Source organism: Campylobacter ureolyticus (genome assembly GCF_027277485.1).
Taxonomy (GTDB): domain Bacteria; phylum Campylobacterota; class Campylobacteria; order Campylobacterales; family Campylobacteraceae; genus Campylobacter_B; species Campylobacter_B ureolyticus_B.
Window position 1 is genome coordinate 160,796 of record NZ_JAPXGQ010000001.1, and the last position, 11,398, is coordinate 172,193.

At 29.5% G+C, this 11,398-nt stretch carries 14 protein-coding genes; 7 read left to right on the forward strand and 7 right to left on the reverse strand.

Translation table 11 applies throughout. The annotated features are described in order from the left end of the window. The first annotated feature begins 23 nt into the window (after positions 1 to 23). A complete protein-coding gene (gene coaE, locus O6B72_RS00870) occupies positions 24 to 611 on the forward strand; it encodes a dephospho-CoA kinase (protein ID WP_156847155.1) in 588 nt (195 codons plus the stop codon). Position 612: 1 nt separating this feature from the next. After that, positions 613 to 1,371 carry a diaminopimelate epimerase gene (dapF, locus tag O6B72_RS00875; protein WP_018713553.1) on the forward strand — a complete coding sequence of 253 codons (759 nt, stop codon included), beginning with the start codon at positions 613 to 615 and terminating at the stop codon, positions 1,369 to 1,371. On the opposite strand, the gene lspA is transcribed toward dapF, so the two are convergent. Beyond that, complete coding sequence (gene lspA, locus O6B72_RS00880; protein ID WP_018713554.1) at positions 1,355 to 1,795, reverse strand: signal peptidase II; 441 nt, start codon at positions 1,793 to 1,795, stop codon at positions 1,355 to 1,357. The two genes, dapF and lspA, sit on opposite strands and share 17 nt — an antisense overlap. Then, entirely contained in the window at positions 1,788 to 3,128 is a 1,341-nt protein-coding gene (gene glmM, locus O6B72_RS00885; RefSeq protein ID WP_018713555.1) for a phosphoglucosamine mutase, read from the reverse strand. Before glmM ends, lspA begins: the two co-directional genes overlap by 8 nt. Positions 3,129 to 3,283: 155 nt before the next feature. Here glmM and rpsT point away from each other — a divergent pair, with 155 nt between their 5' ends. The 4 genes from rpsT to O6B72_RS00905 all read left to right on the forward strand — a co-directional run bounded on the left by rpsT (position 3,284) and on the right by O6B72_RS00905 (position 5,776). Continuing rightward, positions 3,284 to 3,556 carry a 30S ribosomal protein S20 gene (rpsT, locus tag O6B72_RS00890; protein ID WP_016646237.1) on the forward strand — a complete coding sequence of 91 codons (273 nt, stop codon included), beginning with the start codon at positions 3,284 to 3,286 and terminating at the stop codon, positions 3,554 to 3,556. Positions 3,557 to 3,559: 3 nt separating this feature from the next. Then, a complete protein-coding gene (prfA, locus tag O6B72_RS00895) occupies positions 3,560 to 4,627 on the forward strand; it encodes a peptide chain release factor 1 (RefSeq protein ID WP_018713556.1) in 1,068 nt (355 codons plus the stop codon). A gap of 88 nt (positions 4,628 to 4,715) precedes the next feature. Next, entirely contained in the window at positions 4,716 to 5,543 is an 828-nt protein-coding gene (locus O6B72_RS00900; protein ID WP_101637216.1) for a universal stress protein, read from the forward strand. After that, positions 5,540 to 5,776 carry a replication/maintenance protein RepL gene (locus O6B72_RS00905; protein WP_018713558.1) on the forward strand — a complete coding sequence of 79 codons (237 nt, stop codon included), beginning with the start codon at positions 5,540 to 5,542 and terminating at the stop codon, positions 5,774 to 5,776. Before O6B72_RS00900 ends, O6B72_RS00905 begins: the two co-directional genes overlap by 4 nt. Here the strand turns inward: O6B72_RS00905 and O6B72_RS00910 are convergent. Next, positions 5,771 to 6,310, reverse strand: a complete 540-nt coding sequence (locus O6B72_RS00910) for a manganese efflux pump MntP (protein ID WP_101637215.1) — start codon at positions 6,308 to 6,310, stop codon at positions 5,771 to 5,773. The two genes, O6B72_RS00905 and O6B72_RS00910, sit on opposite strands and share 6 nt — an antisense overlap. Positions 6,311 to 6,380: 70 nt before the next feature. Here O6B72_RS00910 and O6B72_RS00915 point away from each other — a divergent pair, with 70 nt between their 5' ends. Further along, a complete protein-coding gene (locus tag O6B72_RS00915; protein WP_018713560.1) occupies positions 6,381 to 7,298 on the forward strand; it encodes a DMT family transporter in 918 nt (305 codons plus the stop codon). Here the strand turns inward: O6B72_RS00915 and O6B72_RS00920 are convergent. From O6B72_RS00920 to O6B72_RS00935, 4 genes are read right to left on the reverse strand one after another with little or no spacing between them, the layout of a single operon-like run. Continuing rightward, positions 7,295 to 8,104 (reverse strand): metal ABC transporter permease, encoded by an 810-nt coding sequence (locus O6B72_RS00920; protein WP_156847161.1) that lies wholly within the window; start codon positions 8,102 to 8,104, stop codon positions 7,295 to 7,297. The genes O6B72_RS00915 and O6B72_RS00920 overlap by 4 nt on opposite strands. Further along, positions 8,089 to 8,838, reverse strand: coding sequence for a metal ABC transporter ATP-binding protein (locus tag O6B72_RS00925; protein ID WP_018713562.1), 750 nt, complete (start codon positions 8,836 to 8,838; stop codon positions 8,089 to 8,091). Before O6B72_RS00925 ends, O6B72_RS00920 begins: the two co-directional genes overlap by 16 nt. Next, entirely contained in the window at positions 8,835 to 10,340 is a 1,506-nt protein-coding gene (locus O6B72_RS00930; RefSeq protein WP_269491950.1) for a HoxN/HupN/NixA family nickel/cobalt transporter, read from the reverse strand. The genes O6B72_RS00925 and O6B72_RS00930 overlap by 4 nt, the downstream gene beginning before the upstream one ends. Positions 10,341 to 10,385: 45 nt before the next feature. Then, entirely contained in the window at positions 10,386 to 11,366 is a 981-nt protein-coding gene (locus O6B72_RS00935; RefSeq protein WP_269491951.1) for a metal ABC transporter solute-binding protein, Zn/Mn family, read from the reverse strand. Positions 11,367 to 11,398: the final 32 nt, after the last annotated feature.

Consider the following 11,398-nt stretch of genomic DNA (forward strand, 5'->3'; position numbering starts at 1 on the left):
ATAACACTCAATATGGGGAAAAAATGAAATTTAAAAATGCTATTGTAATAACTGGCGGCATTGCAACTGGAAAAAGTTTGGTTTGTGATATTTTAAAATCTAAAAATTTTAAAATAATTGATGCTGATGAGATAAGTCATCAAATTTTAGATACCCTAACAGATGAAATTTCAAAAATTTTTGGAAACGAGTTTATAAAAGATGGCAAAGTTGATAGAAAAGAACTCGGGGATTTAGTATTTAATGACAAATCAAAACTTAAAACTCTTGAGAGCCTACTTCATCCAAAAATTAAAAATAAAATTTTAGAAAAAGCTGAAATTTTAGAAAAAGAAAAAAAACTTTATTTTGTGGATATTCCGCTCTATTTTGAAAGTAAAAACTACTTTGAATTTGATAAAGTTTTACTAATTTATGCACCAAAAAATATGACATTAAAAAGACTTATGAAAAGGAATAGCCTAACAGAAAATGAAGCGTTAGTTAGAATAAACTCTCAGATGCAAATTGAAAAAAAGAGAGATTTAGCAAATTTCATAATTGACAATAGCTCAAATTTAGATATTTTAAATAGCCAAATTGATGAATTTTTAAAAACTTTAAAGGAGTAAAATGAAAATTTCAAAATATTGCGCAAGTGGAAATGATTTTGTGATAATAACTGCTTTTTCTAACAAAAATAGAAGCTTGTTAGCTAAAAAACTTTGCGATAGATTTAATGGTGTTGGAGCAGATGGGCTGATTATAATTTTACCGGATACTAATAATGACTTTAAATGGGAATTTTACAATAGTGATGGAAGTGTTGCAAAAATGTGTGGAAATGGTGCAAGAGCTGCTTTTATGTATGCTTATGAAAACAATCTAATTTCTAAAAAGGCTAAATTTTTAAGTGGTGCTGGAGTTATAGATGGCGAGATATGCAGTTTTAAAAACAAAAATGCTGAAGTAAAAATCAAACTAACAAAACCTAAAGTTTGTTTGCCAAAATTTAATGAACTTGACCTAGAGTGGTGCTTTTATGATACAGGAGTTCCACATCTTGTTAGTTTTGTTAGCGATGTTTCAAAATTTAATTTAGATATTTGTAAAGTTATGCGAAAAAAATACAATGCAAATGTAAATTTTGCACAAATTTTAGATGATAAGATTTTAGTAAGAACCTTTGAAAGAGGTGTTGAAGCTGAAACTTTAGCTTGTGGAACAGGTATGGCAGCTTCATTTTATGCAGCCTTCAAAGAGGGTAAAATTCCTCCACAAATAAGCGTTTACCCAACAAGTGGTGAAAGATTAGAACTTAGTTTAAAAGATGGAGAAATTTACTTTAAAGGCATTGTAAAACATAGTTTTGATGCTATTTTTTATGAATAAAAATTTGAATTAACATTATAAAAACAGCTAAGTTTATCATAACATCAGCAAAGTTAAATACAGCAAATTCAAAGTATTTATGCCAAAATACATAATCTACTACACCACCATGAATAAACCTGTCGATTAAATTTGAAACCCCACCGCCAAAAAGCAAAGCAAAAGGCAAAGTGTGGGCTTTCAAAAGTTTTTTTTCATATAGCAAATATCCAAACAATGCAATTAATAAAATAGCCTGCAACGCTTTTAAATGCTCGCCTAAAAAAGCAAACATAGAAAAAGCAACACCCTTATTAAAGGTTAAAATGAGTGAGAAAAACTCTCCATCCCATCTAAAGCCACTCAAAAAAACTTGTTTAATAGCCTGATCTATAATAACTATAGCTAAAAATATAGCTATAAATTTTACCCACAACCTACTCATTTAAAGCTTTTATAAAGAAATTTTCAACCTCATCCATTTTTTCTTTTAATATCTTTTTATCTTTACCTTCTATTAAAAGCCTTATGACTTTTTCAGTTCCTGAATATCTAAAAAGTGTTCTAATGCCACTATCCTCAAGGCTTTTTTTAAGTTCATTTAATCCTACAATTTCATTTAAAGGCTTTTTTTCTTTTATTTTTAAATTTTTTAAAATTTGCGGACATGGAATAAAAGTTTTATTAAGCTCATTTGAAGTTTTATTTAAACTTAGCATGCAAGCACTAAACTGCAATGCACTTGTTATGCCATCACCTGTTTTTGTATAATCACTAAAAATTATATGCCCACTTTGCTCACCGCCAAAATTAGAGCCACTTTCTTTCATCATTTCTAGAACAAATTTATCTCCAACATTACTTCTTAACAGCTTAATATTATTAGCTTTTAAAAGCTCATCAAGACCTTGATTACTCATAGAAGTTGCCACTATTTTATTATTTGCAAGTTTTTTTTGATTTTTTAGAAAAATTGCTAAAATTCCTATTAATGCATCGCCATGAACTACATTTCCCTCATTATCTACAACTACAACCCTATCAGCATCGCCATCAAAAGCAAATCCAACATCTGCTCTAAGTCTTACAACTTCACTTGCAAGTTTTGCAGGATACAAGGCACCACAATTTTCGTTTATGTTTTGACCATTTGGTTCGTTATTTATAACAAAAATTTCAGCTCCAAGTTCTGAAAAAATTGTAGGAGCAACTTTATAGCTTGCACCATTTGCAGTGTCTAAAACTATTCTTAAAGAGCGTAAATTTAAACCTTTTGGAAAAGAGTTTTTTATGTGAACTATATATCTTCCTATAACATCGTCTACTCTTTTTGCAGCCCCTATTTCCATGCACTGTTTTCTAGCCGCATGTATAAGCTCATCACTGTTTAAAATTTCTTCTATTTTTCTTTCTTCGCTCTCATCAAGTTTAAAACCTTGTGCATCAAAAAATTTAATTCCATTATCATAATAAGGATTATGTGAGGCACTTATCATAATTCCAGCATCACATCTCATATCTTCTGTTAAAAAAGCAATAGCAGGTGTTGGCATAGGACCAACTTGTCTAACATTATAACCAATAGACGTAAGTCCTGCTACAATTGCTGTTTCTATCATATAGCCACTTCTTCTTGTATCTTTTCCAAGAAGTATCATATTTGTTTGGGAATTTTTTCTAAAGTAAATTCCTGCAGCCATTGCTATTTTCATAGCAAGCTCTGCTGTCAATTCCTCTCCAGCCTTTCCCCTAACTCCATCAGTTCCAAAATATTTCATAAAATAGCCTTAAATTCTTAAATTTTAAAAGCTCATTTTAGCATATATTTGTTATAAATTATCTTAGAATTAAAAAGTGCTTAAATTAAGTCTAAATTAAAGATTTTTTTGTATAATGCAACACTTAATTATATTGAATTTAAAAGGTATATAAAATGGCAAATCATAAATCTGCTGAAAAAAGAGCAAGACAAACTGTTAAAAAAACAGAGAGAAATAGATTTTACCGCACAAGACTTAAAAACATTTCAAGAGCGGTAAGACAGGCTGTTGAAGCAAACGACAAAGAAGCTGCAAGTGCTGCTTTTAAAGTTGCAAATCAAGACATTCATAGTTTTGTAAGTAGAGGTTTTCTTAAAAAACAAACTGCTTCAAGAAGAGTTAGTCGCCTTGCAAAACTTGTAAATTCTATGGATAAAGCTGAATAACTTATGCTTGCTGATAAGCTTGAAAATTTTATAAAAAGATATGACGAGATCTCAAATTTGCTCGTCAGTCAAGATATTATCAGCAATGTAGATGAAATGACTAAGCTTGCTAAAGAGCAAAGCAGTATTGAAGAAATTTACAAAGCATCGAAAGAATACTTTAGCACAATCCAAGGCATCGAAGATAACAAAAATTTATTAGAAGATCCGGAACTTGGTGAGCTCGCAAAAGAGGAATTAAAACTTTTAGAAGACAAAAAATTATCTCTTGAAAACGAGATAAAGATACTTCTCATCCCAAAAGATCCAAACGATGATAGAAACATATTTCTAGAGCTTCGTGCTGGAACAGGTGGAGATGAGGCTGCACTTTTTGTTGGTGATTTAGTAAACGCATACTTAAGATATGCTGAGATTAAAGGCTATAAAACTGAAATCGTTTCTCAAAGCGAAGGAAGTGCTGGAGGCTTTAAAGAAATTATTCTACTTGTAAAAGGAAAAGGTGCCTACTCAAGACTTAAATTCGAAGGTGGAACTCACAGAGTTCAAAGAGTTCCTGAAACTGAAAGCCAAGGAAGAGTTCACACTAGTGCAATAACTGTTGCTATTATGCCAGAAGTTGATGATAATGATATAATCATTAATCCAAATGATCTTAAAATAGATGTTATGAGAAGCTCAGGACATGGTGGACAAAGTGTAAATACAACTGATAGTGCCGTTAGAGTTACTCATATACCAACTGGACTTGTTGTAGTAAATCAAGATGGAAAAAGCCAACATAAAAATAAAGATGCTGCTTTAAAGGTTTTAAAAGCAAGACTTTATGAGATGCAAGAAGCTAAACGCCTTGAAGAAGAGAGAGAAAAAAGAAAAGAACAAGTTGGAACTGGCGATAGAAGTGGCAGGATAAGAACCTACAACTATCCACAAAACAGAATCTCTGATCATCGTATAAATTTAACTCTTTATAGACTAGAAGCAATTATGTCAGCTGGACTTTTTGATGAGATAATAGATCCATTAATTGCCTATTATCAAGCAAAAGCAGTCTCAGGCGAAGAAGAGTAATTTACATTTCTAAAATAAAACCACATTAAGATTAAAAATTAAACTTACTTTTGCTATAATTAGCAAAATATAGCAAAAGGAGTAGGCTGTGAAAAAAATATTAGTTTGTGTTGATAATAATCCTTTAAATGAAGCTGTATGTAGTTATGGCTTAGAGATGGCAAAAAAGCTAAACTTAGAAGTTATTTTTTTACATGTTATAAAAACCCCACTTTTTACACCGAATTTTTTAGGCTTAGCAGCTGGCGGACTTGTAGTAACTCAAGGAAGCGATATGGTTTATGACCCTGAAGAGCTTAAACCTACAAAAGAGCAAATCGATGAAGCTGAAGAAATGCTAAAAAAAGCTAAAAAAATGGCTGATGAGGCAGACATTAAATCAAGTAGCGATTTACAATGTGGTGATATAATAGAAATTTTAATAAACTATAATGATATTGCCGCAATAGTTGTATCAATAAAAGATGAAACTGAAGATATTCAAAACAACATAATTGCACTTACAAGAGAGTCAAAAACACCAATTTTATTTGTAAATAAGGAGTTTTCTGAGATTAAATCAGCTCTTGTTGCATTTGATGGTGGCGATGCGGCTATAAAAACTCTACATAGCATAAAAGATAGTAAAATTTTTGGTCAAGACTTAGAATATCATGTGCTAAACATAAATAAAGATGAAAAAAAATCAAAAGAAATTTTAGATATAGCAAGAGATATTTTAAAAAATGAAAATGCAAAATTTGTAAGTTTAAGTGGCGAAGTTGCAGATGAGCTAATATCATATAGAAGAGCAAATAACTTAGATCTTTTTGTAATGGGAAGCTTTAGCAAAGGTATTTTTGCTACACTATTTTTTGGAAGCACATCTAAAAATGTTGTTGAAAAAGCATTAGTTCCTGTTTTTGTTGCACAGTGAGTAATATAAACTCGCTTGAAATCTATAAAAAAATTTTAGGCGATAAAAAGGTTAGCGTTATAGAGTTTTTGGCTAAAAACCATGATAAAAATGGCTTTATAACGCTAAGCATTAATGAGATTTGCACTCTTACAAACACAAGTAAGCCAACGGTTATCCAAACCTTAAAACTACTTGATGAAAAATTTGTTTTAAAAAAAATTAAAAATGGGGTTTATAAACTAAATTTATAAAACTCCTAAATGAGTAAGCAAAATTCTAGTACCTATAAAAATAAGTATTACTCCACCTAAAATCATAGCTTTACTTTCTAAATACTCCCCTACTTTTTTTCCGATAAAACAGGCTAACAAACAAAGAATAAAACAAAGCGTAAAAATAACAAAAGTTGAATAACTCAAACTAACATAACTTAAACCAAATGTTACACCAATAGCCATAGCATCAATACTCGTAGCAACTCCACCAAACACTAACTCTTTGTTAGTTAAACTAACTACCTTTTCATCATTTGCCTCTTTTATCATTTTTCCTCCTAAAAAAAGAAGTATGAAAAACGCTATAAAATGATCAATTTCACTTATAAATTTAGCAAAGCCAATGCCTAAAATATAACCCAAAACACACATTAATCCTTGAAAAAATGCATAAACAAAAGCTATTTTTAAGGCTATTAAAAACTTTAAATTTGGATATTTCGCACCATTTGCTATGCTTAAAGCCACACTATCCATACTAAGACCAAAAGCTATTAAAAAAACTTCCATTAAAATCCTTTTATTTTGAAGCACAATTATAACTAATTATGATAAAATACTAAAATTTTAAAGGCAGATTATGACAAACACTCAAATAGCAAAAATTTCACTCATTACCATAGCAATTGCCTGGGGGGCGACATTTTTACCAATACAATATATGCTTAAAAATATAAATGTCCCAAGCTTTTTATTTTTTAGGTTTTTAATTTCTGCTATTTTACTTTGGATAATCTCGTTTAAAATAGGTATAAAATTTGACAAAACCTCAACTAAATTTGGTGTTATTTTAGGTATTTTTATGTTTTTAGACTTTATGTTTCAAACTTATGCTCTAAACTATACTTTTAGCTCAACTGTTGCTTTTATAATAGGATTAAATGTTGTAATAGTGCCATTTTTAATGTATTTTATCTTTAAAATACACCTTAGCTTTAATGCAATTTTAGGAGCTGTAATGGCAGTTTTGGGACTGTTTTTGCTAAGTGGAACAAGTGGTTTAAGGCTTGGATTTGGCGAAGTATTAAGCCTTATTTCAGCTTTTGCTTATGCTCTTCATGTTGTTTACACAGGTAGGTTTGCTAGAGCTTGTAACATTTATATACTCCTAATAACTCAATTTTTTACAATGAGCTTTTTAACACTTATTTATGCTCTATTTTTTGCAACTCCTAGCAAAAACTCTTTAAATATATTTGGAGGGTTTGAAATTTGGTTAAGTATAAATTTTGTGTACATGATAATATTTACTGCTGTTTTTGCTACAGTAATTGCCTTTTTTGTACAAACAAAAGCTCAAATTTATCTAACCCCAGAACAAACTTCACTAATTTTAATTTTGGAGCCAGTAAGCGCAGGATTTATTGGATACTTTATAGGAAATGAGCTTTTAAGCAAAGCTCAAATTTTTGGAGCAATTCTCATAATAACTGCAATTTTAATAAATGAGCTTAATCTAACCAAATTCATAAGAAAGTTCACTAGACGAATTTTTTAAGATATTTTAGCTATTTTTTTATAAATTGCTACACAAAAAAACACTAAAGATGCAATTATTATAATACTTGCACCACTTGTTAAATTAAATTTATAACTAATTATTAGACCCATTGTGCATAGTAAGGATGAAATAATACTTGAAAATAGCATCATCTCACCTAATCTTTTTGAAAAATTTTCAGCAATATATGGAGGAATTGTAAGAAGTGCAATAACCAAGATAAGTCCCACAACCTGAATAGTAGAAACAACACAAAGCGTCATTAAAACAACTAAAAGATAATAAATTAATTTTGTTTTAACGCCTCTAAGTCCTGCAAATTCCATATCAAAACTTATCGCACAAAATTGTCTATAAAAAAGCACTATGAAAAATAGAATTGCTAAATTTACAAATCCTATAAAAATTAAAGTATTTTTATCAATTGCCAAAATAGAACCAAACAAATAACCCATTAAATCAACATTGTATCCTGGAGTTAAATCAATCAATATAATACCTACAGCCATTCCAAATGCCCAAATAGCACCAATTATTGAATCAAATCTCTCTTTATCTTTTAAGCTCATAAAAGCAACTATTAAAGCTAAAACAATGCTAAATAATGTTGCCCCAAGAAGTGGTGAAAAGCCTAGAAAAAAAGCTAGTCCAATGCCACCGTATGCACCATGAGAAATTCCACCCGCTATAAAAGTCATTTTATTTATAACAACAAGTGAGCCAATTATTCCACATGCTATACTTACTAAAATTCCTCCTAAAAATGCGTTTTGCATAAAAGTTAAACTTAACATTTCTTGCATGAACACTCCTTTAAAATCAGCTCAACATCACAAAAATGACTATGATTTTGCTCTAAATGTTCTAAAAAGTTATTTCGTTTATCTGTACTTATATCATGCATTATGAGTTTTTTATTTACATAGGCTACCCTGTTTGCGTAATTTATAGAAGTATTTAAATCATGGCTTATCATCAAAACTCCAACTCCATTTTCATGTATTTTTTTTAGAATTTCATAAATTTCGATTTGCCCTCTTATATCAATACTTGCAGTTGGCTCATCTAAAAATAACATTTTAGCACCACTTACCAAAGCTCTTGCGATATAAACTCTTTGTCTTTGCCCACCGCTTAGTGCAAAAATTTTCTTTTTATAAAAATCTTGCATACCAACTATTTCAAGTGCTTTCAAGGCTTTTTCTTTATCGTCTTTTGAATAGAAGAAAAATTTTTTCTTATCTATTCTTCCCATTAAAACTACTTCTAAAACGCTTATTGGAAAAGATTTATTAAGTGGGATTAGTTGAGGAACATAGCCAATTTGTTTTGAAACCTCATTTGGATTTTTATCAAAAATTTTTATCTCACCAGAGTTTGGTTTTAAAAGCCCCAAAAGAAGCTTTAATAATGTGCTTTTCCCACCGCCATTTGGACCAATTATACATAAAAAATCTTTCTCATTATATGTAAAATTAATATTTTCTAAAACTAAATTTTCATCATAGCCAAAATTTAAATTTTCAACCTTTATCATAAAGACTCCAAGCTTCCAGCTATTAAAAACATAAAAACACCAATAATTAACATAAAAGCTAAACCTAAAAACTCGATATAAATTTTCAAATTTTCAAATTTTGAACTTGTAAATTTGTTTATTCCAGCTCCGAAAATAGCTGCTAAAAAAATAATAAAACTCATGCCAAATCCCATAAAAAAAGCACTTAAAAAAGCCACCCCGTAACTTCCAACATTAAAGGCTAATAAAAAAACTAAAATTGTGCCAGGACATGGAATAATAGCTGAACTAAGTGCGATTAACCACTCTTCTTTTTTTGATTTTTTATTTTTTTTAAAATCTATTGGGTGAAATTTTAGAGTTGATATGTTTGAGTTGTTCAAATTTAAAGTGTTTAGATTAGAATTAAAAATTTCACTTTTTTTTGTGTTTGCGCTTTTACAACTTATACATCCACATTCTTTTGGGTGATTATTGTTTGCAAGAAATTTTATTTTTTGTATAAACATATAAATTGCAATTAAAATTATCATTAAAGATGAAATTTGTGTTGTTAGCTTAATAGTATTTGACGATATGCTTCCTGCAACTATGTCTATTACAAACACAGTTATTAAAACGATTAAAAAAGCTCCAATTACATGAAAAAAACCTATTTTTAGAGCAAATTTAAAGCTTTTTAAATAATTTCCTCCATTTGCTAAAAAATAGCTAGTTGTTAAAACCTTTGCATGTCCTGGACCTGCTGCGTGAAAAAAGCCATACAAAAACGATATAAAAATCACACTAATTATGAGCTTTAAGCTTAAATCATTTGTACTTTTTGTAAAAATAGCCTTTAATTTTTCAAGTGAATTTATAGCAGTTTTATCTATAAAATTTAATTTTTTTGTATTGTTATCTATTCCACTATTATTAACAAGATCTTTTAAATTTTTTTGAATTTTTACAGGGACTTTTCCACTTTCAAAAAGAGCAAAATTTGCCCCTAAATTTGAGTTAAATTCAATATGCAAATCATCATTTACTCTAACTGCATCGCTATTTAAAAAAGTAAAGTTAAAATAACCATTTTCATCATAAGCTGTTGTTTTAAAAACTCTATTTTTTTGAATTTTAACACCTATATTTTGCTTAAATTTAAAAACAATTCTTCCATCCTCCATTACAGTTTCTGCATCACTAAAATTACCTTCTATTAAATTTGATTCACCGTTTGGCATATCATACCACTGAAAATTCATCAAAAAGTTTTTATCGCCTATATAGTTAAGCATTGCAAAATTTACTTCATCGAGTTCATTTTTTTCAAGTTTTGAATTTGCGTTAAAGTCATATCCCTGAAGTGTAAGATCTGTAAAATTTTGAGAAAATATCCATGAAATTTCAATATTTTTAAGAGTGTCTTCTTTGGTATTAAAATTTAAAAAAACATGTGCAGTTGGTGTCATTAAAGCACACAACGCACAAGCTAGAATTTGCGTCTTAACAAAAATTAAAAGTATTACAAATATCCTCATTTTAAACCTTTTGTTTTACGCATATTTTAGGTTTTTATTTTAAATTTATTTTAAAAATTTGGCAAAAATATCTACTGTTTTTTGCATTTCGCTAAGCCAATTTTCAGGCAATTGGTCTATTTCAACAACTTTTGCTCCGGTTTGTTTTGCTACCATATTTGCTGCTTTTTTAGAAAACTGAGGAGCAACAAAAATAACTTTTATTTTCTCATCTTTTGCTTTATTTATAAGCTCTTTTAAATCAGCTGGCTTTGGCTCTTTTCCCTCTATTTCTATAGGAATTTGAACTAGACCATAACGAGCTGCAAAATACCCCCAAGATGGGTGATAAACCATAAACTTATTTGATTTTAAATTTTTTAATTTCTCAGCTGTATTTTTATCAAAACTATCTAAATCTTTGTTAAATTTATTTAAATTTGATTCAAAAAGCTCTTTGTTTTCAGGATATTTTTTAATTAATGCATTTGCAATATTTTGAGCTTGTTTTTTTACAAGTGATGGATCTAGCCAAATATGTGGATCAACTCCACCGTGATCGCAATGATGATGTTCGTGATTTGCATCTTCATGGTGATGCTCATCGCTGTGTTTTAATTCGTGATTTTCGTGCTCATGAATTGCATCGTGATTATCATCATGGTGATTATGATCAGCATGACTTTCATGCTCGTGTGAATCATGATCATGATGATGATGAGCCATCATAGGAATTTTTTTTATATTTTCATCTGTATTTATAACAACCAAATTTGGAAATTGTTTTTGTAGTCTTGGAAGCCAAATTTCATCAAATTCCATTCCTACAGCAAAATGAAGTTCGCTCTTTTCAACACTTTTCATTTGATTTGGTTTTGGCTCGTAAGTATGTGGGTCAGCACCTTTTTCTACCAAACTTACAACTTCTAAACTATCTCCTGCGATACGCTCAACAAAATATTTTGTAGGCAAAATCGTAGTTGTAACTAAAGGCTTTGCAAAAGCTCCTAAGCAACTGATTAAAGTGAAAAAAAATAGTTTTTTCATACTTTATTCTCTCCTTGTTAAAAAAATTTGAA

What these genes read in the sequence shown, in the direction of transcription:
- O6B72_RS00925 (WP_018713562.1), bottom strand. Translation starts at nt 8,838, where the DNA reads ATGATAAAGGTTGAAAATTTAAATTTTGGCTATGATGAAAATTTAGTT.
- lspA (WP_018713554.1), bottom strand. Translation starts at nt 1,795, where the DNA reads ATGAGTAGGTTGTGGGTAAAATTTATAGCTATATTTTTAGCTATAGTT.
- O6B72_RS00920 (WP_156847161.1), bottom strand. Translation starts at nt 8,104, where the DNA reads ATGCAAGAAATGTTAAGTTTAACTTTTATGCAAAACGCATTTTTAGGA.
- O6B72_RS00910 (WP_101637215.1), bottom strand. Translation starts at nt 6,310, where the DNA reads ATGGAAGTTTTTTTAATAGCTTTTGGTCTTAGTATGGATAGTGTGGCT.
- O6B72_RS00930 (WP_269491950.1), bottom strand. Translation starts at nt 10,340, where the DNA reads ATGAGGATATTTGTAATACTTTTAATTTTTGTTAAGACGCAAATTCTA.
- O6B72_RS00935 (WP_269491951.1), bottom strand. Translation starts at nt 11,366, where the DNA reads ATGAAAAAACTATTTTTTTTCACTTTAATCAGTTGCTTAGGAGCTTTT.
- rpsT (WP_016646237.1), top strand. Translation starts at nt 3,284, where the DNA reads ATGGCAAATCATAAATCTGCTGAAAAAAGAGCAAGACAAACTGTTAAA.
- prfA (WP_018713556.1), top strand. Translation starts at nt 3,560, where the DNA reads ATGCTTGCTGATAAGCTTGAAAATTTTATAAAAAGATATGACGAGATC.
- dapF (WP_018713553.1), top strand. Translation starts at nt 613, where the DNA reads ATGAAAATTTCAAAATATTGCGCAAGTGGAAATGATTTTGTGATAATA.
- O6B72_RS00915 (WP_018713560.1), top strand. Translation starts at nt 6,381, where the DNA reads ATGACAAACACTCAAATAGCAAAAATTTCACTCATTACCATAGCAATT.
- coaE (WP_156847155.1), top strand. Translation starts at nt 24, where the DNA reads ATGAAATTTAAAAATGCTATTGTAATAACTGGCGGCATTGCAACTGGA.
- glmM (WP_018713555.1), bottom strand. Translation starts at nt 3,128, where the DNA reads ATGAAATATTTTGGAACTGATGGAGTTAGGGGAAAGGCTGGAGAGGAA.